Genomic DNA, 20,644 nt, shown 5'->3' on the forward strand with positions numbered 1-20,644 from the left:
CCGTAGCGCATTGCGATCGGGCCGCAAGCGCGACTGCGCGCCGGACCTGATGGTCCGCCCTGTCTGGAGGGCATCGCAAAGCGCGGTGCACCCGTGAAGACAAAACCAAGCCTTTCATACGCGCACCTCCACGATTGGAATGGCGCGGATCTCGCCGAGGCGGATGTTGGTGAGATTGGTCTGGATGACGTCCGTATCGAAACGGCAGGGTACATCGAACTCAAACCCGGCCGTGATCGTGCCTGAGGCTGGGGCAATGTCGAAAGTGATCTGGCCACTTGTCAGATCCACCGACCAGCCAGTGGCCTGCGGCGTGCCGTCGATCGCGATCGTAACCGTCCCGTCGACCGGCTTGGAGATCGTCCGGTTCCAGGTTCGTCCACCTGAATGATAGGCCTTGGTGAGCCGAAAGACCGTCGTCGATCCATTTCCTGCCCCGAGAACTTGATCCGTCGGAGATATGCTGTCGGAGGGAAGGCAGGACTTATAGTCTGACCAGTCTTTGAAGCGGAAACCTCTGAGGCGTCCGGACCTTGCTTCAAAGAAGGCCACCACGGCGGCAAGATGATCCGGGTGCCGGATCCCGGATCCAACATCATATTTGCGCCGGCTGTCCGCCCATGGTGTGTTGCGCTCTTCAAAGCCTGACGTCAGTTCCACGATTTCCGTGCGCCGCTCCGGTCCGCCTTGCGCGCCTCTCGCCACAATTTCCGGGAACTGGATCTCGTCAAAGTCGGCCATTGCGTTATCCGTTCCGGCCTCCGCGAACAGTCATGCGGGCAAACTCCCCGGCGAGCTGCGACCGGGACGCCCGGAAGCTTTGAATGTCTGGCGTCGTAATGTTCATGATGAACGTGTCGCCGGTCTGCTGGACCGGACCGGGTTTGCTTCTTGCCGTTTGGGTTTGCGTCAATCTCGGTGCTGGAAAAGCGGACGTTGTGACCAGGCCGCCGTCCTGATAGCCGCGAAGAGCGCCCTGACGCAGAGCTTCCAGGGTATTGACGCCGATCTTCCGTGTCGACTTGGCGTCAAAGACATATTCGTTGCGGTGCACCAGACCGGCGATGTCAGTGTCATTGCCGCTAAGTGTCGGACCACCGCCGTCATAAAGGTTCAGCGTGGCAGCACCGAGCGCAGACGTCAGCGAAGACCCACCACCGAAGACGCCGCCAAACAACCCGCCGACTGACCCAAGCGTCGGGTAACTCGTGCCGAACAGACTGTTGGACAGCGGGTTGATCGCTGCCAGCTGTAACCCGAGTTGCGACACCTGGGAAATGAGCGCAGATAGGGCGCCTGTCAGATCACCACTGGCGAGTTTGTTGGTGATCGAGCGGAGAGCAGCTTCACCAGCTGATTGTACGGCCGCCCAGGCTTCCTGCTGGTTTTCGAGGGCCTGGGTTTCTTCCAGGATTGCACTGGCGTTGTCCCGCAGAATTTCAGCCGACTTGGAGGTGAGATCCAACCCAAATTCCCGGATCTGGAATTCTGCCTCCAAAGCAGCGATCGCCCGTCGGCGTGCGGCCTCGCTTTCGCCGATCAGGCTGGTTTCCAGCCGCAGGCGTTCAAGTGTCTGATCCTGTGTTGCCAGAAATCTCTCAACCTGCTCGCGCTGGCGTTCCAGATCACTGGATTCGGACCGGCGCGGCCTGAGCTGGGATCGCAAGCGGTCTAGGGCGTTTGCTTCCTCAAAAATCCCGAAGGTGCTGCCTATTCTCGCATTCGCCGCTTCATCGATATTGCCGAGTGCGGTCGCCTCTAGACCAATGCCGCGCAGGGAGGCCTCCACTTCATTCAACCGGCCAATGAGCTGCAGCAACCCGTCATCGGCACCTCTAGCCTCGCGGATGATGGTGCGGATTGCAGCTTCTGCTTCTGTGTCTGGCGCTGTCTGCGCGAGTTCAAGGAGCCGCGCAATCAGGCTTTCGGCACTGGTTTCAGTGTTTGCAAATTCCTCTGCGGTTGCCCTCAGCTCCCTCTGAAACTCCCGGACACTGGAGGCATAGTCTGTCAAAGGTTCGGCCAATGCCGAGAGCGCATTGGCTTCTAGCCGCAAGCTGCGCAGAATGCTGGTTTCGATGTCGCCGATCATGCTGGTCAAAAGACGGCGCTGTTCTTCCAGCTCATCCCGATCAAGGGCGATCCCGGCGATGCTCGGCCGGTCCTGTAATCTGTCGAGCGCAGCCGCAACTTCGTCATAGCGATCGGCAAGCGCCTCGATCAGCGCACCTTGTGCTTCCAGCGCATCTGTCGCGCTGTCATCTGCGGCGATCGCATTGTAAAGTGCAGCAGCTCCGGCCGCCCCGGCTGCCAATCCGGCAACCGCCAGATTAATCGGGTTTAAAAAGCCGATTAATCCCTGTTTTAGAAGTGCGATGGAACCGCCAATGGAGTTGACACCCTTGGAGCCGAGCAGGAATTGAACCTGGCTGCCCTGCTGCAGGATCGCTGTGAAGAGAGATTGGCCGCTGGCGACCTGGATGGCACCATCGGAAAGCTGCTGCGCCAGGACATTGACTTCATGCGCCGCCAACCGGTTCGAATTGGCCGCTTGCTGACCGGAGAACCGGAAGGCGTTTCCTTGCGCTCGGGCAGCTTGAGCGGCAGCAGTTGCTGCTGAAGAGAGTTTGCCAAGATCGGTGGACGTGTTTTCGGCGGTATCGCCAATGCTGGAGATTGCGCGCAGGCTTTCACGAGCTCCGGTTTTCACACCGCTCGCATCCAGCGTTGCCAGCATTTTGAGGTTGAGTGTCATGGCCGCTCCCCATTCAGGATCGGCAGGGCCGCGTCTTCCATGATTTTCAGATCAGCGAGAAGTTTGGCCCAAGCGTGCCGGCTCCGGCCTTTGAAGGCGGCAGCTGCTGCGCGGTAGTCGAGCCCGGTCCAGACCAGGCCAGCCGGGCCAGCCAGCATCCGCCACTGGGTTTCCAGGCTTAAAAAGGCAGAAACGCTGTGCCAGTTCGACCGCATGACCTCAAAAGTCTCCGTTTGGTTTAGGGGCTCACCGGGAAGCTCCAGGCCGAGCGCCCGGAACTCATCGGCGATTTCGGTGTCCAATTCGGCTGGTCTGCTGGGATCGGACAGGCCGCGCCACGCCTGTGCCCAGGCGCGGGCGGCCTCTTTCAGTTTTTTATGCGCGCGGCCTGGCCGTTCAAAGCCGACAGATAGGCCCGGTAAACAGCGATCCGGAAATGCTGGAAGGGCAGGCACTGACCAAGGGCTTCTTCGCTGAAGAGGACTGGATTGCCACCCGCATCTTCCACGTTCCGCCAATCTGTCAGAATGGTTGAGATCAGCTGCTCCTGGCCTTCTGCTTCGAGTTCTGCCAGCTGTTCGTGGCTGGTCATCAAAAACTTGCCCTCAAAATCCTGCTGGCTGAGTTCTCCAGGCCTGTCCGGGTCGGGCAGGGAGACTGTCACCGGCCACCAAAACGAATAAGGATCACAGATCTGGAAGTTCATGATGGTTCCTATCTGATGCTGAGCGTGAACTCGTCGTCACCGGCCTGAGGCTGGAAAATCAGCGGCAGCGCATAGTTGGTAATGCGGTTGGTCTCGCCCATCGTCGGGCGGCCTATCTGAACAGACGGCGCGTCCAGTCGGACGATGTGCCCCGCCACCGTGCCGTGGATGAGTTGCAAAGCCCCGGTGGTTTTGGCCTGGGCAATGTCGAACCAGTTGGCGGCAGCCATCGCCTTGGCTTCAACTACGGCCGAACCCGTTGTTTGCCGGTCGACCAGCTGGATGCGTTCATCGCCGATCAGAAAACGCGGGACGACGTCGACGCCGAGATCAAACGATACCCGCTCGGAGATCCGCGCAGCCCCATGCAGCGAAAAACTGGTGTTGGCATTTGAGACCGGCACCGGTTTCTGGAAAGCGGTCACATCGGCAGTGGGCAAGGCACTGTCCGTGACGGTACCGAGCAGACCCATCAGCTGGAAGCGGAAACGGGGGATCTGCTTCGGCGCGATGTCCAACTGGAAAGACCCACGGCAACCAAGCGCCACATGCCGGACGCCGTCTTGGTTGAAGTAGATCGAGACGCTTTCTTCACCGTCCGAGACCGGCTCATAATCAACCGAAGTGGAGGGTGTGATCGTTTCCGACAATCCGCAGGCACGCAGAAGAGCGCCATAAGCAGGCACGGTCCCGGCCGCCCCGGCCCCGGCACATTCGACCGAAAACTCCATCTGCACATAATTGCCGACAAGCTCGATCCCCTGATGGCCAAGATATGGCAGCAGCAGATCCCGATTGATGTCCTCTCCGGCAAGTGGTGTCAGGGTGACATCGGTCGCCAGAATCGCGTTGGCGGCCCCGGTCGGAACGCTGTCGGTGCCGTAAACCGGTTCGATCTTCGCCAAGATGGCGAGCTTCCGGTGCTTGCGCATGGATTAGGTCTCCTTGCCGCGTTTTCGGGGCTCGGCCTTGCCGTTAGCCACAGCAACTGGAAGCTCATCAGGCTTCAGCTTCTTGAGCTCACCTGTTTCCGGATCCCGACAGTAACGGCCGCCAGTCCGTGCTCCGTTCTTTGCCTCACTCATGATTGGTGCTCCAGGTAGGAGGTCGCGCCATAAAGGTCTTCGAACCAGACGGTTCCCGATCTGGCCTTCAGCAGCTTGCCGGAGATGAAAATCAGCTCGGTGTCGGTACCGGCCGGGACGAAGCCGATCAGCTTGGAGCGCACCCAGGCTTTCAAGGTTTCGATATCACCAGCTGCGGCTGACATCCGGCCATCGGTGAGGTTCTCGGTCACAAGAATGACCGCGATGTCTGAGGCGAGCTCCTGGAGCAAACCGCCTGTCGACCGGCTGTTGTCGCTGCCAGCTTCTTCGGCAACCAGCACATAGGCAGCCGGGACCGCGCGCCGGCGCTTTTCGATCGCGGCAAATTCGATCGCACCGGCCACTTCTTTAAAGGGCGTTCCAGCTTCCTTTAAACGGTTGATGATAGAGGCAACGACGCTCATGAGGGTTCGCCTCTTTCGGCCGCAGCTTCAAAATGTGCATCGGCGATCGCCAATATTTCGGCGCGGTCTTCTTCAGAAAATCCGAGGTAAGAGCGCGCCGGAATGACGATGGTGCGCTGCCCATATGTGACCGGCCTTTCGCTGACACGTTTGTGCGCCTTTCGGGCAAAGCGGAACTGATTGCCTACTTTCCGGAACCTCACTTTCCGGCTCTGCGGATACTGCGTGATGCTGCCGCCATGCTGGTGGATACCGGCATAGATGAGATTGGTTCCGGTAGCCGCTTCCATCTCTGAAGCCTCGGCCACGATCGACTGGTACAGCCGGTTGCTGTCGCGCAGAAGCTTCGGCGTCACTTCCTGGTTGCCGCGCCGTTTACGATTGATCCGGGCGCGGGCCGTTCTTGGCGCATGCGGTTTCCAGGGCCGCCCGGTCGGATCGGTTTGTGTTTCAAAGCGCCGCTGGACCGAAAACAGCATGGCGCCGGAAATCTCCTGCATCAGGGCAAGAGTATCGCCGCCGGCAGCCTCAACCCGGGCAAGGGCTGCATTGACTTGCGTGTCTTCGATCGTGATGGCAGAGGAAACGCCAAACATAGCCTAGAACCCCGCCAGCGCGCCACGGGAAAACACCCGGTCTGGTGCTTCGAACTGCACCTGGCCATTCCCGCTCTGATCTGGGGTAGTGCCTGCTACGTCCAGTTCCACCAGGCCTTTGGCGGCATCCTTGAGCCATGCAAGTGCCTTTAGGTAATCGCGGGTGACCGGATCATCTTTGTCTGTGCGCCTTCCGTGCAGGAAATAGCGGGTGATCTCCGAGATGGTCCGGGTCAGGACCTCCGGGACAGGCTCGAGTGGCAGCTGAAACCGTTTGGCGAGATAACTGTTGGCGAGGTTTTCCGCATCGGAAAGTGCTGCTGCCACCACATTTGCATCGATGGTGCTGGCCGGCAGATTGGTCCGGTCGGTCAGCTGGATCAGCTCCTCTTCGCCAAACCGTTCAATCAGATCCTGCTGGGTCGCATAGGCCATTTGTAACTCCGAGGGGGCCGATCAATCGGGTTTGACAACACCGGCCTTTTCCAGGCCAGCAAAAACCGATGCTTCCAACGCAATCGGGTCGCCAATCGCAAAGGCCATGCCGTCGTGCCGGATCGGCGACATCACAACGCCGATGACTTGGTCCGAGGCCACGGCCGGATCTGCCTTTGCCCCCGGTTTCGCTGGGACTAGTGCCGGTGGTGTCGCCGGTGCAGCAGCAGGTACGGTGTCCGGGGCAGCTCCCGGCTGCGCCTGGAGCTGTTGCGCCACCGGATCTTGTTTTTGGGCAGATACGGCAGGCGCGGTTTTCTGTTGGGCCGTTTGTTGTGCTGCAGTCTGTTTGCCTTTGCGTGGAGCCATCGGATCAAGACCCCGCAACTGCGTTCTGAATGAAGTAGCCAACATCCTTGGCAACGATCAGCTCCTTGACCCGCTCGCCGGTCCGGATGCGCACACCGCCCTGAAGGCCGACATCGCGGTCCTCGATCCGGCCGGAGAACTTGGTCCCATATTGTGCGGTAAACCCAAACGTGATGCCGCCGCCCTGCGGATTGGCGATCGGGTTCAGATGGATCATGGCAATATGATTGCCCCAGGCGCGCGCCAGATTGGCGCTCTGGCCCGGCTTGGCCGTGTTGTACCAGGCATCGCCGACCAGAATTTTGGAAATGCCTTCCCCGGAAAAGAGATCCAAGAACTGCTGGCGTGAGACAATGCCTTCTTCGGTGAGGTTGCCTTTCACCGCATTGACGATCTTCGGGTGCGAGGAGAGTTTCGACCAGACAGCGCGGCCCATCACCATGGTGTTGGGCTGGAAGATCAGCGTGGACTCAATGCCGGTCTTCAGGATCCCGATTGGATCGGAGTTGGCATAATCGTTGAACTGATCGGTACCGGACAATGTGATGCGTTTGTCGGCGGAATAATTTGCCAGATTGTGCACCATGGAGGCGACCCGGACTTCCCGGACGTTCAGGAGCGTGTCGGTCAGCATCATCGCCGCATGACCTTCCGGATCGAAGGTGGAGACTTTGCGGCTGCGCGCTTCAGAAGCTGCATCGATGTCGGAATAAGGAATGGGTGACTCGAAGCCGTAGTCTTCGACCTCGTCGGTTTTTTCCGTGCCGCCGAATTCCAACTGCTGAACCCGGCCGCGCCGGCCAACCTTGCCGTCTGGAATGTTGAAGGCTTCATCCAATGGATATTCGGTCCAGGCGAATTTTTCCGCGCCGACCGGTGTGCGCGGCAGGACTTCGTCGGCAATCAGCGACGCGCGGTCGTTGCGGTAGCCGATCGCGATCGCGGTCAGGATCGGATCGACGGTAAACGGACGATTGGGAGCCATGGTGTCCTCAAAAAGTCAGTAGGAAAGAAACGCGGGAACGGGTTCGGCCCCGTCAGACCGGTTCGTGGAAGAGGCCCGGCATGATCCAGGCATCGATGATGTCACCGTCCACACCCGGTTCCTCGGCAAAGCCGATGATGCGCCGGGTTTGCCCGGCTGCCGCTATGCAGACAATCGCCTTGCCATTGGCGTCGGACGTCAGCGGATCACCGGCGGACACCGTGCCGCCGAGTTCAACACCGCCAAGGCCGGCGCGGATGATATCGGCCATGCCGCCACTGGACGCGCCCATCTTGTCCGAAACACCGATCAGGGGGGCGGTGCTGCTGGCGGCCATGGCCGCCTTGCGGGACGAGGTAACATCGGAAAACGCCACAATGCGATAGGGATCAACGTCGGCGGTTGCCTCATGGGAGCGGATGAAACTCGGGATCATGATGATTGCTCCTGGATGGCGGAAACGGCGGCGGCAATGTCGATGACCTGGCCATTTTCGGCGAGCTTGGCCTGATGGGCGCTTGCTGCGGCAGCGAGCTCAACCGGATCGCGTGCCTCTGAGGCTTCCTCGCGTTTCTTGTCACCCAGCTGGGCGCTGGTCAGTTGCGGCGCGGAAGCGGCAAAAGCCTCAAACCGGGCCGGATCTGTCTTGCAAAGTTCCAGGCCCCAATCTTTCAGGGCGGGGGACAGCTTGCCGTCTGCAATAGCCGCCGTGACCAGGTCTTCGGCCTTGTCTTCGGCAAGGCTAGATTTGAGGGTTGCAAGATCGGCCTGCATCGCCGCGACCTGGTCAATGGGAACGTATTTGGCAGGATCGGGCGCGGAGCTTTCCTGTGCTGTCTTGATTGCAGCAGCGATAGCCTCAAAAGAACTGTCCTTGGAAAATCCGGCTGCCAGCGCCAGGGCCTCGAGATTGGAGGTTTGCTTGGCAATTGCGGCGAGGATATCGGCTTCACTCGCTTGGGCTTCAAGGCCGAGCGCAAGGGCAATCTGGTCCATGGGAAAGTCCTTGGAATGGGGGAGGTGTGATGGCGTGAAACGGGCGGCGATCGCTTCAAGATCCAGCGCGGGCATGTTTACGAGGGCCGCATTGCGCAGGGCCATCACCCGGCCGGACGACTTTTCGACGGTGAACAGCGGCGAGATATAGCGGTATTCGCGGGCCTTGATCGCGGCGCTGGCGGCGTCGGTCCAATCGACCTGGCCGTAAATGCCATCGTCACGGATCTCGAAGGCTTTGATCCAGCCGGCGGCCTTTGCCGTGCCGCCGACACCTTCAACAGCGCTTAAAATGCTTTGATGATCGTAGTCGACCATCATGTCGGTAGCAGCGAGATGCTGCTTAGTTTGGGCGAGGACGGCTTCGAGTGCGGCTACGTCACCGGCATGGAACGGCCCGCGGCCATCCCGGCAGGTGAAGGAGCCGGCGGGAAGGAGCTTGATCCAGGCAGATGGTTCAGCTGGGACCGCGATGCTATCAGCGGCGGCGAACAGGGAAGTCTCAGGATCGGGACTGTTGACGGTGGTTGCCATGGGTGTAACCATCGCAACTAAGGCGAGATAGAACGATTCCCCCGGGGAGGGGGCCACATCATAAGCCGACAATTTCTATTGTTGTACGTTTTCGAAAATATTTAAAAAGAACGACTTTATATGGAATTATGTGAACTAAAAGACCTAATAAAAGAGTCGGATCCAAAAGACTTTTGCACGGATTTCCTCTTTGATGACAGTATGTGGCTGTTTGAAAGTGAAATTGGTGCTCCGTTTAATGGCAATTATCAAAGTTTTAGGGAAATAATATCGAGTGAACTTGGAATTCACTCAGAAAACGTTTCATTGGTTGGTAGCTCAAAATATGGCTACAGTTTAAGCCCAAAGCCAGAAAAGTATTTTAGGCCATTTAACGAGGATTCCGATCTAGATGTAGTCATTGTTGATGATGAACTTTTCGTAACTACATGGGAAGCCTTCAGAGAAGCTTACTACAACGGCTATACATGGATTAAAGGTCGCCATCAAAGCGATGTTTTTCGGCGATTTGTAGTATTGTTGGCGGAAGAGAGATACAACACATCCTATTTGCGAAATATCGCCCGGATGTTGGATCAAATGGCGGTCCAAGTAGGTTTAAGAACCGGCATCAGCCGGTCTTTAAAGTATCGTATTTATGCGGATTGGGATGCGGCACTCAGCTATCACGCGTTTGGCATTGAGACGCTCCAAAGGAAATTGGAAAATGACACTTAACAGCCTTATTCAAACGACACGCCCTACAGTCAGTTCTTTAGTGGACGGTTTTCGGTCAGGCGATTACTTTGTTGATAACAATTTTCAGCGAAAACTAGTATGGACAGAGAAGCAAAAAGTTAGACTAATCGAGACAATACTCATTGGATTTCCGATGCCAGAAGTTTATGTCTGGCAGCAACCTGCCGACCCTGAAACTGGAAAACAGCGCCATAGCATTGTGGATGGGCAGCAGCGAATTTCCACAATGATGCAATTTGTCTCTAATGAATGGAGCTTGGCGAATCGGTATCTAGACCACGAAGACTCAGAATACTGCAATTGTTTTTGGAAAGATCTCAAATCAGAAACAAAACGTCTGTTTTGGGACTATGTGCTGAACATGCGGACCATTCCGAGCAATATTACTATCGATGAAATTCGTTCGGTGTTCACCCGTCTCAATGAAACCGACAAGTCTCTGAACCCGCAAGAAATCCGCAATGCAGAGTTCAACGGTGAATTCATCAACACCGCAGAGCGCATAGCCGACATGGCGGAATTTAAGAGTATGCAGGTATTTTCCGAACATCAAATACGGAGGATGGCGGATATTGAGTTTACGAGTAGTCTTTTGATTTTCTTGCGGCGGGGGCTGGTCGAAGAGAATACCAAAACGGTAAACGAAATTTATGACTTATATAACGACGTCTATGAAGAGAGTGATCAGGATGTCAGTCTAGTAAGAGGCTATTTTAAGAAGTTTATCGATGTATACTTTGTGGATCATTCAGTGAGAAGGCTTTTTACAAAGCCTGTGCATTTGTTTAGTCTCTTCTGCGTAGAGGCCATGTGCCGCGCTCAAGAAGTAGATATGGGGCGCATTCCCGGAAAGCTAAGTTCATTTGCTGAGGCATATGACAACGGCGTCAATCCTAATTCGGACATTGAGCAATATAGAGAGGGAGCGAGTTCGCGCACTCGCAGCCGTAGCAGCCGGGAGAAGAGGATCACAGGCCTCCTGTCGTGGATTAAAGGCGCTTAATTCCGGATCGGTGCTTGGCGCTAAATTTCTATATCTATTGATTATTTTGAACGGGCATATCAGATCAAGAAGTTTTTTAGTCTGGTTGAGAGGTGTTTTGTGTCGTTGGTCTCGCATTCCCAGATGACAAGAACTTGCCACCCATCAGATACGAGGCGTTGCTGCGCCTCATGATCACGGCCCAGATTTCGGCGAAGTTTTGGCTCCCAGTATGCAGTATTGGATTTCGGCGTCTTGCTATCTAAACAATCGGCATTGTCATGTTGGTGCCAGAAGCATCCGTGTACAAATATCACCTTGCGGCGTGGTCCAAAGACAAGATCGGGTTTCCCGGGCAAATCTTTCCGATGGAGCCGGTAACGAAACCCGAGCCCATGGACGAGCCGACGGACAATCATCTCTGGTTTTGTGTCTTTCGACTTAATGCGCCGCATGTTTTCGCTGCGGCGGTCTTTGGTTAGATTGTCGGCCATATTAAATTGATTCCGGCCTGTCTGCACAGATCGGCTTCAGCTGCATTCGTTGGTTTGTATGAAATCCATTCGCTGCCTGAACATTTTGGCAAACCAAGTTTAACGATCAGCGGCGTGTGGCGGTCACCGGAGAGCAGCGCGATGCCTTCTTTTGCAAGATCGTCTCTTGTGCCTTTACCATCGTCAGCTCTGAGGCGTCTAGTATTATCCAGCTGCATACCAACCGCATCTACAACATCTCTCGTGATAACAACTCCCAACACCTCTCTAAACAGCGTAGTCACCCGCTGATTACCTGTGGAACCAGCAAAAATCCGCTCGATCTTATCACTAGGCACGGTGCGCCAAAAATTCGGAGGATAGGGATGGTTTTTAAGTAACCAGAATATGTTCTCCCACTCTGAGGCTTTGAATTTCCTTTTTTTATCATGATTTCGACCTGGGTTCAGATACTCCGGTCTGGCAATGATTAGACCAAGATAGCACTGTGCTTTTTGTTCGTCCGCAGCAACCAAAATCAAAGGATGACCAATTGCTTCTCTTGGTATTTCCCAATCCGTTTTCATTGTGTTCTTGATATCTACGTCATAGCCACAAATAACTGTATCTAATTTGCCTTTTGGTAACTTCAAAATAGAGCGCAGCATAATTTCTACACGCGTACCAATATAGATTTTCTCGGTCTTTTCGAGTTCGTCATATGAGCGACGACCCGTGCGCGGTGTTTCGATTACAGCATCTATGCATTCTCTGAGCATCAATGGAATTTTTTGGGCTAAGGCTTTCGAACCGCCTGCCCGCAAGGTAATGTCATTTGCAATCTCAGATAAAACTTCAAAATCTCGGTGCCCCGGGAGAACTATACTTTCCGGAATATTCTTTTTCAAAATTCAGGTGCCTCTGAGACTACAACGTATCAGAGCAGCATTTCATAGAGTCTGCTGATTCGATAGGCTAAGCGCTCATTGCATGCAAAACGCGCTTCCGAAGGGTCTTTGCAATCTGTGTGGATACTGCCTGAGCTACGGGTGGAGGAAATGCATTCCCTACTTGCCGGTAGGCATTAGTCTTTGCTCCAGTAAAGTGCCAGTCATCCGGGAAACCCTGTATTCGAGCGACCATAGGGACGGTGAGGCGGGGCATTCCATTGTGCGTTGCGTCAGGAGCCTCGGGAGCTATCGTACGGCCTTCGACACCAAGAGATGCCCAAGCTGCTCGCGCACGAGTGGGCCCCAGGTCAGGTCCTCCGTGTTTCTTAGATCCGCCAACGATAGTCGGTGCAATTTCGTCGGCTTGTTCGCGCCATTCTTCAGCACCGCGCCATCCTCGAGCGGACATCAAATCGTAAAGCGTTTCACCCACTGTTGGCGGGTTGTGTGGGTTTGGTTCCGGCCAATCAAAGAAGTCTGCTCTCTCCCTTTGTATGGCCACGATCACGACGCGCGGACGAAGTTGCGGTACGCCAAAATCTGATGCGTTTAGCAGTCGCCAATCTGTTTCATAGCCGAGTTTTTTCAGTTGCTTTTTTAGTCGTTCCCTATAGTCGTGAAACACGGCATCAAGAAAGCCGCGGACATTTTCGATCATTACTGCCCGGGGTTTTGCTGCATCAATGATATCGATTGCATCGTTGAACAGGTTCCGCTCGTCTTGCTCTCCGAGCTGTTTGCCTGCAACAGAAAACGGCGGACATGGCAATCCCCCAGCAAGTAAGTCGATTCCTGAGAAGTCGACCGCTTGTTCCTTGAAAACCCTCACATCTTCTTCGAGTACATTCCACTCAGGGCGGTTGTGACGAAGGGTATTGCAGCAGTGCTTATCGATTTCGACAAGAGCAGTGTGCTCAAATCCTGCATTTTCTAGCCCAAGGGCTTGTCCACCTGCACCTGCACAGAGCTCAACTGATGTCAGCATTTGAATCCTCGCTTTATGCTATACAGCCTACGACAGGCAAACAACTCAAGGTGTGAATAGCACTATCCAAAGAGTTCTTGTTATGTTCTTATTTTGAGACAATCTAACACGCAATGGTAAAACTGCATCGCGACCAATTGTGCTGTTTCTTTTGATCATCATATTCGCAGTTAAGCCATCATCAAATTTGACTTGTCTTAAAACACCCGAGAATCTCCGCCAGCGGTTTTTGGCGGCAGTGATACCCAAATCCGCTTCGACGCCCTCCACGCCCGTTTATTCCACGCCGCCGAAACCCGCCCCAGTCTCCGCCCCAAGCCGTTTCACCGTCTCCCGATGCCCGGCCTTGCCCGGATTGTAATCCCACCCAAGATCCACCCCGTCCGGCACTTGTCGCACTGCCCCGGTCCGCTTATTCGTCCAGGCCCGCATTGTAATCGCAGGCGCCTCAAACCGCAGCTCTTCACCCGCCGCCTGGAGCCGCGCGATATCTCGCTCCGACAGGCTCTGCAGGCTACACCGGCAATTCCAGCCATTAGGCGGGGCGTGGATCTCCCAGAACGGATCATCTATCCGAAGGACCAGATTGTGCAGCTTCTGGTGCTCGGGCCGCGTCAACCCATCCTGGACTGCCAGGTAGCGCAGATAGGGCCGGGCGGATTTCAAGCGCTGGAAATGGCTCCAGTGCCCGGCCGCATAAGACACCCGCATGTTGGCATCGAAGATCGTCCGGAGCCGCCGCATTGATCCAAGCCGGACAAGCACTTCCTCTCCGGTGAGTGGATCCACCTCGATCGCGTCTCCCCACCAGCCCTTGCGCACGAGCAGCGGTTTCAGGCGGCGGGAGAAGCTTGCCAGGGTTTCTCCCTCTTCAAAAGCGGTTAGAAGCGCGGTCCATATGTCTTGCAAAATGTCATGACCTGCGGATTTGGCAACGGTGAACATCGCCGCATGCTCCTCGGCATAGACCTCTTGCCAGGCAAAGCTCGGCTCGAGCCGTTTGCCCCGGGCCTGAAGCACCCGGATCGCATCGCGCGGCGGCAGAGGGACCAGCTCAACCATGGTCAGCTGAGATCCTCATCAACTTCACCAGCCAGCCGGGCAGCAAAACTGAGCCGGGCGAGCGTATCGGCAAATCCCGTCACACCCAGGGTTTCGATCCGCCGTTCCAGAACAGCCCGTGCCTCCTCCAGGGTTTCCGCAGCCGCCAGCTCGTCATCCAGGCCTTCAATCACAGGGCCGACCAAAGGTTCCCAGCCCTGATCGTCCAGCACATCGGTGACCGCCCGATCAATCGCATCCTCCGGGGATTTCTGAAGACTGGCCGGAACCGTCCGGAGCGCTTTTGCCTTTTGCGCATTTTCTTCGCTCTTGATGTCCGGCCCGGACCTGACCGGCTGCAGCAGCTCTTCCTCCGGGTCCGGATCCGGCAGCCCCAGATGATCCCGCATGGTCGACATGCCGACCTTGAGCCCCAGCGGCACCAGCGCCACGACATTCTTGACCAGTGCATCGGTATCGATCTCATCCGGACGGCCGATCCGGATTTTCGGATAGGCTTTTTGCGGTCCGAGGTTGAGGTCGATGAGCGGGCGCACCAGATCCCGGTTGAGGCTCGCTGCCACCTGGCGAGCATCGGCTTCTTCGATATCGGCTCGAACCTCGTCATGCACCTTGCCAACCGCATGGCCGCCGGCGATCGCATCGGTCGTGGCGGTTTGGCCCAGCACCAGCTTGGAGACCTGCCGGTCCAGCCAGTCGGCGCGTTTTTCATAAAGCTCATGGGAGCCGGTGAGGCTGGCCTCGACAAACTCGATCGCCATCGCCTCCGGCACGATCGCGGCAAAGTCCGCACCGATGTTGGCAACCGCCTGCTGCAGCTTCGCCTTGTCGTCCTCGCTCGCTTCGGGCCCGAACTTGCCGAGCCGTAAGGGCTGGCCATAGGCCTCACAGAAGATCGCCCAATCCTTCAGGGTGAAAGACTTGAACAGGAACGACCAGGCCGCACCCCGCGCCAAGCCGCCTCGGATGGGAAGGCCGGATTTGGCCTTGGCGGAATGGGTGATCCAGCCATAGGGTTTTAAGGGTTCGTCGCCTGCGTTGTTGCGCAGGAGCAGGGTTTCACCGTCGTCGTCATCAAACCGGAACCAGCGCGGATCGCGCCATTTGAACGCCTTTGGCAGCCATTGGCCTTCAGAGGTGTCCCAGAGGATTTCGGTGGCGGAAAAGCCTTTGCCGAGTGCATCCAGAATATCCACCAGCTCATCGCGGAACTGATCGCGTTCAATGACGCCACGCACAAGGTCGGCAGCGGCTGTGTCTGTCGCTGCATCACTTGACGCATCTACGGTGATTTCAAGGCCCGCAACTTGGCGCTTTCGAATGCCGAGCACCCCGGCATAGTGCTCATTGCGCTCCTCCATGTCTTCGGCGAGCGCCAAATACCGTTCCGGATCGCCGTCGATGCTGGAGCGCAACAGGCCTGCCAGTCCCGCCGGTGTCAGACCGGCGGCCGGATGCAGGGAATAACTGCGCCGGATAGCACCGATCTCCGGACCGGCCTGTTCTTTTTTCAGGTCACTGGTTGAGATCGGACGGCCATATTGATCGACCAGCTGAGGTTTTTGGGCCATCAGACAATCCCCCGTGTGCGGCGCTGACTTGCCATGCGGAATGTCTCTTCAGGCGCGCCGGCCGCACTCGTATCCGCTGGTTCTTCAAAGCGGCTGGGATGCGGCGATACCGGAACATAGTCATACTCAGTGCCAGCATTTTCGGCGGCATGAATGCCTAAAAACGCCGCCCAGGTCCGGTCGGCATGATCATCATCGCGCTCCGCGACAAAGCGCGGCGCGCCGGTGGGCGAGGTCACTTTCCTGAGTTTGTGCAGATCGGCGCGCAGTTTCGTGTCGCCCATGGTGATGCGCACGGACCGGTCCTCAAACCGGTCCTTTGCTGAAGTCGCCATGATCAGCTTGTTGCCGGGCGTAAACAAAACGCCTTCGACCCGGCTGCCGTGTTTCAGGATCGCGTCTTCGACCACCTTTTCGCCCATGCCGGTCTGGTCAATGCAGGCGCGGGCGACCCTGTAACTTTGCATGATCCGGTCGAACTCGGCATCCATGGCGCGGAAGGTGGCGCGTTTCTGTTCAACCCGTTCCCGTTCCCAAAATACATCTCCGACCTGTTCCCAGACCCAGATCACATGAAGATCGTTGCGCCGGCCGATATCCCGGCCGATGTAACAGACACCGCCCTCATAACGCTCCGGATCGCCCGCGCGATCATCCTCGACGGAGGAAATCAGATCATAGGAAAGCCAGGCACTGGCTTCATCGAGCCATTTCAGCTCATATTCCTGTGCCCAGGCATCTTCATCGGCAAGGCCTTCGCGGAGTTCATCGATGTTACGCGGCAGGCCTCCCGCGACAGCCTGGTAGATATCAACGTGATGTTTCGACCAGGCGCTGCCATCTGCCGTCATCAGTTCATAGAACTTGTTGCCCTTGCCATTGGGTGTTGAGGTCACCCGCAGTTTCCAGCCGTTGGAGATCACTGGAAAGAGCGCTTTCCAGATCGCGGCACTGTCCTTGTGGAAGGCAAACTCATCCAGGAACACATTGGCGGAAAAGCCGCGGGCCGTATCCGGATTGGCCGGAAGAGCGGTGATCTTCGACCCATGGGGCAGGGTGATTTCCAAGGCCCGGTAGGTTCCCTCTTGTCCCTGGAAATCACATTCACTGGCTTCAAAGCTCATGTCATAGGCGGCCGCATGAAGCTTGACCCCTTCATCCATGGCTTCACGGGCCTGGCGTTCCCCACGCGACAGGATCACCCAGCGCTGGCGCTTCTGGTTGACGGCGGCTTCAAAACAATCATCGACCACTTCCAGCGTGGTCGTGAAGGTCTTGCCGGTCTGGCGGGCGAACATCCCAATCTTGAAACGGCTTTTGTCGAGCAGCCAATCCTGCTGATAGCCATAGAGGGGAACAGCTGGCCTCATGTTTTGTCGGCCTTCTGTGCGGGGTCGAAAATCCCGTAGACCTCTTCCCGGATCTTTTTCAGGACGTCTTCGCCATTGACCTCGAAGGAAATCGCGGAAATGCCCTCTGCCGCTACCTTCGTGGCCTTGTCGAGCTGGGCCTTGGTGTCGGCAGTGAGCGCACGGGTATTATCGCTGGAAAGTTTCTGGGCTGACACAGCGGACTGCAGGGCACGGCCGAGCTCCATCACGCCCTTGGTGCTGATGTTGCCGCCTTCCAGAACCGCATGGATGGTTTCTTTTAAAAGCTGGACGATCATCACGGTGACATCATCACCGCGCTCGGGCCCAAGCGTCTCTGTGACGGCTGCTGCGATCTCGCGGGTTTCTGCCAGCTTGCGCAAGGTGGCGGCGCGCCGGGTCGAATAGCGGTTGAAGGCGGACGATGAAATTGGCTCGCAGCCGATCACCGCCAGCCGGTCATTGAACTCAAACAGGATGTCGGCTTGTGTGCGCTGGCGCGCGGCCAGCTGCTCGACCGCCCATTGAATGTCGGGATCAGCCTCGGCCGGCAGAAGATCTATAGAGGAGAGACGGCCGCGGCCTTTGCGTGTCTTTGGGTCTGGAGGCGGCATCGATAATCCCCTCAAGAACTTCTGGAGGGGACGGCAATGCCTTCGATCCGGCAGCGCTGTTCCAGATGATCAACACCGGCCTGGCGGATCTCGGCAACGATGACCGTTCCAGCTTCCCGGATATGAAGAGCATCGAGATCGGCGAGTTTCCGGAGCTGGGTGCGGACCCAATCGCGGGACCGGCGATGACCGAAGATGTCGAGGGCTGCAAGAATGGCGTTGTCATGCAGACGGCCATCGGCTTCGCCATGGAGCGCCTTAAGGATCACCAGCCGGGCATCTTCGGTCAAATAGGCATCAAAATCACTCATGAGTTTGCGTGCTCCCGAAGATAGTCATCGATCCGGTGAACGGTGCGTCCGACGGAAGAAACGGTTTCATCGAGACGGCCGACGGTGCCTCGGAGCTCGGCCAGGGAGAGTTTGAGCTCGGTTACATCATCTTTTGCCGGCAGATGTGTCATCTCGGTTTCGATGTGGCTGAGCCGCTTGTCGTGTGCCGTCAGGGTCTTGTCGACGCCTTTGAGATGCTCTGCATTGACCTTGGCCTTGGACGTCAGCCAGGCATAAAGCGTTGCCAGCAGGGAAATCAGGATGGCGGCAAGCCCCGCCCATTCCTTGAAAAACCCGGCATCCATCAGACAAGACGGCTGTTTGCAACCAGGCGTCCGATAATGGCGAGTATGGATCCACCAGCGGCCACGATCTGAAGGATGGATTCCAATAGGACGGTTTGCTCTCCTCCGGTAACTTCGATCCCGAAGAAGAAACTGAAAGCGGTGGCGACCAGGGCGATCACACCGCCCCAAACACCTTTGGAGAGAAAGGGGGATTTCGAATGTTCCATCATGCGCCTCATGCTTCGTTTGTGGAAACGGGGATAGGGCTGCCTGGCTGTACCGTGAGCTGCACCATCTTGCGGCTTGGTGGAATGCTGTCCGGGATCCGGGCGCTCAACAGACGGTGTTTGGAAATGCGGGCGATGGTAACGGCATCGGACTGGTTGCCGCCGAGCACAAAATAGCAGTTGGCATCTTCGCCGAGATAAAAGCCGACATGGCCTTTCCAGTCGGATTTGGAACCGCGCCAGAACACAAGAATGGCACCGAGCTCCGGTTCAACCCGCCGGCCGAACTCTTGCCAGTTGCGCGCGCCGAGCACATTGGCCGGCTGGGGCGCATCCGGTGCGCCGATCCGCATGCAATGAGCGACAAACAGACCGCACCACGGAATGTCATCGCCTGAATAGTCGAGATCGAGACCGTCCGCCCAGTTGAGAATAACCGGATTACTTTCCCGGCCCGCCACCTCTGCAACACCTTGCAAGCGCTTGGCTTCAATCAACCAGGGTGGAATGTTGTCCAAGGATGGTTTTGGGTTCGGGCGCATCGTGGCGCCCTCTGAAAACAGTTTCCCGAGTGTCAGTGGTCCTGGATAGGGCCGGGCTCTCAAGCCGCTGTTCAGCTTGAAGCCGGTCATGGCGCTGCGCGTGGACGGACCACCCTCTCCGTCGACGGGGCCTGAATACCAGCCAAGGGTTTTAAGCCGGGTTTGAACAGTCTTTAAAAGGTCTTTTTGAAAAGAATTTGCCACTGGCTGACCGCTCCACTTATGGGAGTGTCAGAATGGCAAGTATGGGTGGAATTAGCCGTTCCCCTCATGAGGGGACGGTAAGGATCAGCTACTCTTGATGTCGGGAAACAAGAAGCCCTGCCGGTTGTCTTTTCGTCCATTGAGCCAGCGGCGGACGGTATCGTCTTTCATTTTGAGCTGCCTGGCAATGCCAAGGACGCTTGTGCCGCGAGCGCGCAGCCGTTCGGCGATCCAGGGTTTTCCTTGCGGCACGCGAATGGATCCTGGTCCAAGTTCCTTGGCAAGGGAAACCGCCTTTTCGCGTCCGATGATGGCTGCAATTGATGAGGCCGCGGTCGGATTGGCCGAGAGGTAAACTGGCCCGCCGCCAAATTCGAGCAGGAACCGGATGGCATCGTCTTCGCCAAGCAAATCCACAAAGGGCTGGAGATGGGCGGGGCAGCTCATTTGGATTTTGCCCGGCGTAGGGTTTTTCCGAGATCGTTCATCACAGCAAACCAGTCCCGCTTGCTGAAGGCCGCAAAATCCTCATGATCCGTCACTTTTAAGATGTAACAGCTGAGAGATGCAGCTGGCTGGGCATTTAGACTCGCCAGCAGAGCCCATTGCGCCTGAACGACCTGAAAACGGGGATTGTTCAAAAGGGCAGGCCGTCCCTTTTGTCTTACGAACAGGTGGTCTTGGCCGCTTTGGCGCCGGATCCAGGCTTTTAGACCTTCAATGGCAGCAGTCGCGTCTTTGCCGTGATGCAGAAACCTGGTGTGATCGAGGCCGGTCTGGCGGCGGACAAAGCTTATCAGGGCTGCGTCCGTACGGGTGCCGATCACCCCGAGATTATAGCCCGCGAGCCAGAGGGCCCGTAGTACCGGGGCAAAACGCCCGCTTGCGGTTGTTGCGCCGCTCAAGCGGTTCAGTTCCTGAAGGACCTGCCGGCGTTCGCCATCGCTCATATCCTTTGACGATGTCTTGCCTGTAATCCGCTCAAGCAGGGCCCGATAGGTGACATCATCGAAACCGAGTTGTTTCTTGGCGATATGGATCCGGGCAAGGGCGCTCATGAGTTTCAGTCCTTGTCAGCCAGATCTGCCCGAGCCGCTGGGCCAGATGGAATGCCGTCGCCTTGAGATCCGGCCGGGCTATCGATCCGGATGTCGGAATAGGTTTTTCCCTGCCGCCCAGTGGAATGTTCGCAAAGATCTTTACCAAGCGTGGCAAGCACCTCTTCAATGGAAAACCGGCAAGTGTATCCACTCGGGTGATCGATTTCGAAGGTCAGAGGTCCGGTTTGCACGACGGGCATAACGTCATCGCCGATCTTGAGTTGGCAGACCGGCGTGCTCTCACTGAAGTGTTCAAAGTCAGCGCGTTTTGCATACTGGGCACTGACCATGCAGCCGAGTTCCACTTTCATAATTCCCATG

The 20,644-nt window shown here is 56.8% G+C and carries 29 protein-coding genes; 2 read left to right on the forward strand and 27 right to left on the reverse strand.

Features of this window, described 5'->3' with window-relative positions:
- Positions 1 to 114: 114 nt before the first annotated feature.
- The 13 genes from RBB44_RS17445 to RBB44_RS17505 form a co-directional block, all read right to left on the reverse strand.
- Positions 115 to 741, reverse strand: coding sequence for a DUF2460 domain-containing protein (locus RBB44_RS17445; RefSeq protein WP_306148901.1), 627 nt, complete (start codon positions 739 to 741; stop codon positions 115 to 117).
- 4 nt (positions 742 to 745) lie between these two features.
- Entirely contained in the window at positions 746 to 2,755 is a 2,010-nt protein-coding gene (locus tag RBB44_RS17450; RefSeq protein ID WP_306148902.1) for a phage tail length tape measure family protein, read from the reverse strand.
- A complete protein-coding gene (locus RBB44_RS17455) occupies positions 2,752 to 3,057 on the reverse strand; it encodes a DUF1799 domain-containing protein (protein ID WP_306148903.1) in 306 nt (101 codons plus the stop codon). The genes RBB44_RS17450 and RBB44_RS17455 overlap by 4 nt, the downstream gene beginning before the upstream one ends.
- 65 nt (positions 3,058 to 3,122) lie before the next feature.
- Complete coding sequence (locus RBB44_RS17460; RefSeq protein WP_306148904.1) at positions 3,123 to 3,461, reverse strand: hypothetical protein; 339 nt, start codon at positions 3,459 to 3,461, stop codon at positions 3,123 to 3,125.
- An 8-nt stretch (positions 3,462 to 3,469) separates the two neighbouring features.
- On the reverse strand, positions 3,470 to 4,393 hold the full coding sequence (locus RBB44_RS17465; RefSeq protein ID WP_306148905.1) for a phage tail tube protein: 924 nt from the start codon (positions 4,391 to 4,393) through the stop codon (positions 3,470 to 3,472).
- Between the two features lie 3 nt (positions 4,394 to 4,396).
- Complete coding sequence (locus RBB44_RS17470) at positions 4,397 to 4,546, reverse strand: hypothetical protein (RefSeq protein ID WP_306148906.1); 150 nt, start codon at positions 4,544 to 4,546, stop codon at positions 4,397 to 4,399.
- Positions 4,543 to 4,971 carry a hypothetical protein gene (locus RBB44_RS17475; protein WP_306148907.1) on the reverse strand — a complete coding sequence of 143 codons (429 nt, stop codon included), beginning with the start codon at positions 4,969 to 4,971 and terminating at the stop codon, positions 4,543 to 4,545. The genes RBB44_RS17470 and RBB44_RS17475 overlap by 4 nt, the downstream gene beginning before the upstream one ends.
- Positions 4,968 to 5,567 carry a phage virion morphogenesis protein gene (locus RBB44_RS17480; RefSeq protein WP_306148908.1) on the reverse strand — a complete coding sequence of 200 codons (600 nt, stop codon included), beginning with the start codon at positions 5,565 to 5,567 and terminating at the stop codon, positions 4,968 to 4,970. Before RBB44_RS17480 ends, RBB44_RS17475 begins: the two co-directional genes overlap by 4 nt.
- 3 nt (positions 5,568 to 5,570) lie before the next feature.
- On the reverse strand, positions 5,571 to 6,002 hold the full coding sequence (locus tag RBB44_RS17485; protein ID WP_306148909.1) for a gp436 family protein: 432 nt from the start codon (positions 6,000 to 6,002) through the stop codon (positions 5,571 to 5,573).
- A gap of 21 nt (positions 6,003 to 6,023) precedes the next feature.
- Positions 6,024 to 6,371 (reverse strand): hypothetical protein, encoded by a 348-nt coding sequence (locus RBB44_RS17490; RefSeq protein WP_306148910.1) that lies wholly within the window; start codon positions 6,369 to 6,371, stop codon positions 6,024 to 6,026.
- Between the two features lie 4 nt (positions 6,372 to 6,375).
- The gene (locus RBB44_RS17495; RefSeq protein WP_306148911.1) at positions 6,376 to 7,356 is read right to left on the reverse strand and encodes a capsid protein; all 981 of its coding nucleotides are present in this window, start codon (positions 7,354 to 7,356) and stop codon (positions 6,376 to 6,378) included.
- A gap of 52 nt (positions 7,357 to 7,408) precedes the next feature.
- On the reverse strand, positions 7,409 to 7,792 hold the full coding sequence (locus RBB44_RS17500; RefSeq protein ID WP_306148912.1) for a hypothetical protein: 384 nt from the start codon (positions 7,790 to 7,792) through the stop codon (positions 7,409 to 7,411).
- Entirely contained in the window at positions 7,789 to 8,886 is a 1,098-nt protein-coding gene (locus tag RBB44_RS17505) for a phage protease (RefSeq protein WP_306148913.1), read from the reverse strand. The genes RBB44_RS17500 and RBB44_RS17505 overlap by 4 nt, the downstream gene beginning before the upstream one ends.
- A gap of 120 nt (positions 8,887 to 9,006) precedes the next feature.
- On the opposite strand from RBB44_RS17505, the gene RBB44_RS17510 reads away from it, so the two are divergent.
- Both RBB44_RS17510 and RBB44_RS17515 read left to right on the forward strand, forming a co-directional pair.
- Complete coding sequence (locus tag RBB44_RS17510; RefSeq protein WP_306148914.1) at positions 9,007 to 9,603, forward strand: hypothetical protein; 597 nt, start codon at positions 9,007 to 9,009, stop codon at positions 9,601 to 9,603.
- Complete coding sequence (locus RBB44_RS17515) at positions 9,593 to 10,627, forward strand: DUF262 domain-containing protein (RefSeq protein WP_306148915.1); 1,035 nt, start codon at positions 9,593 to 9,595, stop codon at positions 10,625 to 10,627. Before RBB44_RS17510 ends, RBB44_RS17515 begins: the two co-directional genes overlap by 11 nt.
- Before the next feature lie 59 nt (positions 10,628 to 10,686).
- On the opposite strand, the gene RBB44_RS17520 is transcribed toward RBB44_RS17515, so the two are convergent.
- The 14 genes from RBB44_RS17520 to RBB44_RS17585 form a co-directional block, all read right to left on the reverse strand.
- On the reverse strand, positions 10,687 to 11,100 hold the full coding sequence (locus RBB44_RS17520; RefSeq protein WP_371932279.1) for a very short patch repair endonuclease: 414 nt from the start codon (positions 11,098 to 11,100) through the stop codon (positions 10,687 to 10,689).
- Complete coding sequence (locus tag RBB44_RS17525) at positions 11,085 to 11,987, reverse strand: NaeI family type II restriction endonuclease (RefSeq protein ID WP_306148916.1); 903 nt, start codon at positions 11,985 to 11,987, stop codon at positions 11,085 to 11,087. Before RBB44_RS17525 ends, RBB44_RS17520 begins: the two co-directional genes overlap by 16 nt.
- A gap of 67 nt (positions 11,988 to 12,054) precedes the next feature.
- Positions 12,055 to 13,014: a DNA cytosine methyltransferase gene (locus tag RBB44_RS17530; protein WP_306148917.1), complete on the reverse strand. Its 960-nt coding sequence runs from the start codon at positions 13,012 to 13,014 to the stop codon at positions 12,055 to 12,057.
- 276 nt (positions 13,015 to 13,290) lie between these two features.
- On the reverse strand, positions 13,291 to 14,076 hold the full coding sequence (locus RBB44_RS17535; RefSeq protein WP_306148918.1) for a phage minor head protein: 786 nt from the start codon (positions 14,074 to 14,076) through the stop codon (positions 13,291 to 13,293).
- A gap of 2 nt (positions 14,077 to 14,078) precedes the next feature.
- Positions 14,079 to 15,647 (reverse strand): DUF935 domain-containing protein, encoded by a 1,569-nt coding sequence (locus tag RBB44_RS17540; RefSeq protein ID WP_306148919.1) that lies wholly within the window; start codon positions 15,645 to 15,647, stop codon positions 14,079 to 14,081.
- Complete coding sequence (locus RBB44_RS17545; RefSeq protein WP_306148920.1) at positions 15,647 to 17,017, reverse strand: terminase large subunit domain-containing protein; 1,371 nt, start codon at positions 17,015 to 17,017, stop codon at positions 15,647 to 15,649. Before RBB44_RS17545 ends, RBB44_RS17540 begins: the two co-directional genes overlap by 1 nt.
- The gene (locus RBB44_RS17550) at positions 17,014 to 17,631 is read right to left on the reverse strand and encodes a DUF3486 family protein (protein ID WP_306148921.1); all 618 of its coding nucleotides are present in this window, start codon (positions 17,629 to 17,631) and stop codon (positions 17,014 to 17,016) included. The genes RBB44_RS17545 and RBB44_RS17550 overlap by 4 nt, the downstream gene beginning before the upstream one ends.
- Before the next feature lie 11 nt (positions 17,632 to 17,642).
- A complete protein-coding gene (locus RBB44_RS17555) occupies positions 17,643 to 17,942 on the reverse strand; it encodes a hypothetical protein (protein WP_306148922.1) in 300 nt (99 codons plus the stop codon).
- Positions 17,939 to 18,268 (reverse strand): DUF2730 family protein, encoded by a 330-nt coding sequence (locus RBB44_RS17560; protein ID WP_306148923.1) that lies wholly within the window; start codon positions 18,266 to 18,268, stop codon positions 17,939 to 17,941. Before RBB44_RS17560 ends, RBB44_RS17555 begins: the two co-directional genes overlap by 4 nt.
- Entirely contained in the window at positions 18,268 to 18,477 is a 210-nt protein-coding gene (locus RBB44_RS17565) for a hypothetical protein (RefSeq protein WP_306148924.1), read from the reverse strand. The genes RBB44_RS17560 and RBB44_RS17565 overlap by 1 nt, the downstream gene beginning before the upstream one ends.
- Before the next feature lie 8 nt (positions 18,478 to 18,485).
- The gene (locus RBB44_RS17570) at positions 18,486 to 19,223 is read right to left on the reverse strand and encodes a TIGR02594 family protein (protein WP_306148925.1); all 738 of its coding nucleotides are present in this window, start codon (positions 19,221 to 19,223) and stop codon (positions 18,486 to 18,488) included.
- Positions 19,224 to 19,307: 84 nt separating this feature from the next.
- Positions 19,308 to 19,670, reverse strand: a complete 363-nt coding sequence (locus RBB44_RS17575) for a hypothetical protein (RefSeq protein WP_306148926.1) — start codon at positions 19,668 to 19,670, stop codon at positions 19,308 to 19,310.
- On the reverse strand, positions 19,667 to 20,281 hold the full coding sequence (locus RBB44_RS17580; protein WP_306148927.1) for a regulatory protein GemA: 615 nt from the start codon (positions 20,279 to 20,281) through the stop codon (positions 19,667 to 19,669). Before RBB44_RS17580 ends, RBB44_RS17575 begins: the two co-directional genes overlap by 4 nt.
- Positions 20,282 to 20,286: 5 nt before the next feature.
- A complete protein-coding gene (locus RBB44_RS17585) occupies positions 20,287 to 20,643 on the reverse strand; it encodes a hypothetical protein (RefSeq protein ID WP_306148928.1) in 357 nt (118 codons plus the stop codon).
- Position 20,644 lies beyond the last annotated feature (1 nt).

The sequence above is a fragment of the Roseibium sp. MMSF_3247 genome, from assembly GCF_030733765.1.
Classification (GTDB): Bacteria; Pseudomonadota; Alphaproteobacteria; order Rhizobiales; family Stappiaceae; genus Roseibium.

Excerpts from the sequence above, each read along its gene's own strand:
- RBB44_RS17565 (WP_306148924.1), bottom strand. The coding sequence starts at position 18,477 with ATGGAACATTCGAAATCCCCCTTTCTCTCCAAAGGTGTTTGGGGCGGT.
- RBB44_RS17530 (WP_306148917.1), bottom strand. The coding sequence starts at position 13,014 with ATGCTGACATCAGTTGAGCTCTGTGCAGGTGCAGGTGGACAAGCCCTT.
- RBB44_RS17585 (WP_306148928.1), bottom strand. The coding sequence starts at position 20,643 with ATGGGAATTATGAAAGTGGAACTCGGCTGCATGGTCAGTGCCCAGTAT.
- RBB44_RS17465 (WP_306148905.1), bottom strand. The coding sequence starts at position 4,393 with ATGCGCAAGCACCGGAAGCTCGCCATCTTGGCGAAGATCGAACCGGTT.
- RBB44_RS17475 (WP_306148907.1), bottom strand. The coding sequence starts at position 4,971 with ATGAGCGTCGTTGCCTCTATCATCAACCGTTTAAAGGAAGCTGGAACG.
- RBB44_RS17495 (WP_306148911.1), bottom strand. The coding sequence starts at position 7,356 with ATGGCTCCCAATCGTCCGTTTACCGTCGATCCGATCCTGACCGCGATC.
- RBB44_RS17550 (WP_306148921.1), bottom strand. The coding sequence starts at position 17,631 with ATGCCGCCTCCAGACCCAAAGACACGCAAAGGCCGCGGCCGTCTCTCC.
- RBB44_RS17515 (WP_306148915.1), top strand. The coding sequence starts at position 9,593 with ATGACACTTAACAGCCTTATTCAAACGACACGCCCTACAGTCAGTTCT.
- RBB44_RS17555 (WP_306148922.1), bottom strand. The coding sequence starts at position 17,942 with ATGAGTGATTTTGATGCCTATTTGACCGAAGATGCCCGGCTGGTGATC.
- RBB44_RS17575 (WP_306148926.1), bottom strand. The coding sequence starts at position 19,670 with ATGAGCTGCCCCGCCCATCTCCAGCCCTTTGTGGATTTGCTTGGCGAA.
- RBB44_RS17500 (WP_306148912.1), bottom strand. The coding sequence starts at position 7,792 with ATGATCCCGAGTTTCATCCGCTCCCATGAGGCAACCGCCGACGTTGAT.
- RBB44_RS17445 (WP_306148901.1), bottom strand. The coding sequence starts at position 741 with ATGGCCGACTTTGACGAGATCCAGTTCCCGGAAATTGTGGCGAGAGGC.
- RBB44_RS17580 (WP_306148927.1), bottom strand. The coding sequence starts at position 20,281 with ATGAGCGCCCTTGCCCGGATCCATATCGCCAAGAAACAACTCGGTTTC.
- RBB44_RS17520 (WP_371932279.1), bottom strand. The coding sequence starts at position 11,100 with ATGGCCGACAATCTAACCAAAGACCGCCGCAGCGAAAACATGCGGCGC.
- RBB44_RS17490 (WP_306148910.1), bottom strand. The coding sequence starts at position 6,371 with ATGGCTCCACGCAAAGGCAAACAGACTGCAGCACAACAAACGGCCCAA.
- RBB44_RS17540 (WP_306148919.1), bottom strand. The coding sequence starts at position 15,647 with ATGGCCCAAAAACCTCAGCTGGTCGATCAATATGGCCGTCCGATCTCA.
- RBB44_RS17480 (WP_306148908.1), bottom strand. The coding sequence starts at position 5,567 with ATGTTTGGCGTTTCCTCTGCCATCACGATCGAAGACACGCAAGTCAAT.
- RBB44_RS17485 (WP_306148909.1), bottom strand. The coding sequence starts at position 6,002 with ATGGCCTATGCGACCCAGCAGGATCTGATTGAACGGTTTGGCGAAGAG.
- RBB44_RS17545 (WP_306148920.1), bottom strand. The coding sequence starts at position 17,017 with ATGAGGCCAGCTGTTCCCCTCTATGGCTATCAGCAGGATTGGCTGCTC.
- RBB44_RS17470 (WP_306148906.1), bottom strand. The coding sequence starts at position 4,546 with ATGAGTGAGGCAAAGAACGGAGCACGGACTGGCGGCCGTTACTGTCGG.
- RBB44_RS17535 (WP_306148918.1), bottom strand. The coding sequence starts at position 14,076 with ATGGTTGAGCTGGTCCCTCTGCCGCCGCGCGATGCGATCCGGGTGCTT.
- RBB44_RS17450 (WP_306148902.1), bottom strand. The coding sequence starts at position 2,755 with ATGACACTCAACCTCAAAATGCTGGCAACGCTGGATGCGAGCGGTGTG.
- RBB44_RS17560 (WP_306148923.1), bottom strand. The coding sequence starts at position 18,268 with ATGGATGCCGGGTTTTTCAAGGAATGGGCGGGGCTTGCCGCCATCCTG.
- RBB44_RS17505 (WP_306148913.1), bottom strand. The coding sequence starts at position 8,886 with ATGGCAACCACCGTCAACAGTCCCGATCCTGAGACTTCCCTGTTCGCC.
- RBB44_RS17460 (WP_306148904.1), bottom strand. The coding sequence starts at position 3,461 with ATGAACTTCCAGATCTGTGATCCTTATTCGTTTTGGTGGCCGGTGACA.
- RBB44_RS17510 (WP_306148914.1), top strand. The coding sequence starts at position 9,007 with ATGGAATTATGTGAACTAAAAGACCTAATAAAAGAGTCGGATCCAAAA.